The following is a 1,846-nucleotide window of genomic DNA, read 5'->3' on the forward strand; positions in this document are numbered from 1 at the left end:
TCCCTCTCGGGTCCCGGAACCGTCAACACGGGCCGCTCCGCGTTCAACACGAGCGCCTGCGTGGTGCTGCCGAAGACGGCCTTCCCGGTCGGACTCCGCTTCCGACCCGACACGCAGATCGCGTCGGCGTCGACGTCGGCCGCGGCCGCGAGCAGCTCGTCGGCGGGGTCGCCGCTGGCCTCGTAGTGGACGCACTCGACACCGGCGTCTTCCAACACCGCGCGGGCGCGCCGCACGGTTCCGAGCTGGTGGACCGACGCGCCCTCCGGGTTGTCTCGGAAGACGTGACAGAGGTGCGCGGTCACCTCGTCGGCAGCGGCCGGAAGGTCCGTCACCGCCGCCGCCTGTGCGGTCGCTCTCGCCTCGTCGTCGAGTCCAATTCCGAGCAACACGTCGTACATGTGCGATGCTTCGTCCGATCGGGATATAAATTGCACCGCCGATCCGTGGCTCGCGGTATCGCCGCGTCCCGATCGACACTCACAGCCTTTTATCTCGTGCCGCCGAAGGCGGACGCATGATCACGGTCAAGGATACCGTCCACGACCACATCGAGATCGACGGGGTCGCCGCCGACCTCGTCGACACCCCCGCCGTCCAGCGCCTCCGCCACGTGAAACAGCTCGGGACGGTCCAGCTCGTCTACCCCTCCGCGAACCACACGCGGTTCGAACACAGCCTCGGCGTCTACCACCTCGCGAGCCGTGCGCTCGACCACCTCGGGATCGAGGGGAAACGCGCCGACCGCATCGAGGCGGCGGCGATGCTCCACGACACCGGTCACGGCCCGTTCAGCCACAACCTCGAATCGCTCACGCACCGGCGGACCGGTAAGTACCACGACGATGTCGGCGAGCTGCTCGCGACCGGCGCGGTCGGCGAGGCCCTGCGCGACCACGACCTCGACCCGGACCGGATCGCGGAGATCGTCGCCGGCGAGGGACCGTACGCCGGCCTCGTCTCGGGCGAACTCGACGTGGACCGCATGGACTACCTCGTGCGCGACGCCTACCACACGGGCGTCCCGTACGGCACCATCGACACCGAGCGGTTCGTCCGGGAGCTGACGTTCGTCGAACGGGACGACATCCCGGACGGAGACGAGCCGGACCGCGACGGCCCCCAGCTCGTCTTGGACGAGGGGAACGTCCAGACCGCCGAGAGCCTGCTGCTCGCCCGGGCGCTGATGAACCCGGTCGTCTACACCCATCACGTGGCGCGGATCTCGAAGGCGATGTTGCGCCGGGCCGCGAGCGACCTCCTCGACGCGACCGCGACGACCGCGGCCGAGCTCCGGCGGATGGACGACCACGACTTCCTCGCGGCGATCCGGGACTGCCGGGAGACCGCCGGGCTCTCCCGGCGGTACGACGAGCGCGACCTCTACAAGCTGGCCGTGTGGGCCGAGTACGACGACGTTCCCGACCGGGTCCACGAGGCGGACCACGCCGCGGAGGCGGCGCTCGAACGCGAGATAGCCGAGGAGGCGGGCGTCGCGCGCGACCACGTAATCTTAGACGTGCCGCCCGAGCCGACGATGCGGGGAGTCGACCGCGCGCGTCACCGTCAACGGCGAGATCCGGCGCTTGTGGCGGCAGTCGCCGCTCGTCTCCGCGCTCCGGACCGCACAGCGGAACCAGTGGCGGCTCGGCGTGTACGCCCCCGAACCGGCGACCGACCGCGTCGGCCGGGCGGCCGGGGACGTCCTCGGACTCGACTCCGACGGTCTCGTGACCGAGGTGCGCGGCGCGATGCCGACGACGCTCGACGAGTTCTGAGCGGACGGGGCGTCCCCGTGACGTTTTACCCTCGGCTGGCGAGCCTCCGGTATGTATCTCGAAGGGAC

The 1,846-nt window shown here is 70.4% G+C and carries 1 protein-coding gene and 1 pseudogene; one reads left to right on the forward strand and one right to left on the reverse strand.

Annotated features, from left to right (window positions below; translation table 11 throughout):
• Positions 1–401 (reverse strand): universal stress protein (locus BN903_RS03055; RefSeq protein ID WP_048076321.1); only part of this gene is annotated, 401 nt, incomplete at its 3' end.
• 116 nt (positions 402–517) lie between these two features.
• Here BN903_RS03055 and BN903_RS03060 point away from each other — a divergent pair.
• Positions 518–1,778 (forward strand): annotated as a pseudogene (locus BN903_RS03060) (HD domain-containing protein).
• Positions 1,779–1,846: the final 68 nt, after the last annotated feature.

This window comes from Halorubrum sp. AJ67 (genome assembly GCF_000513435.1).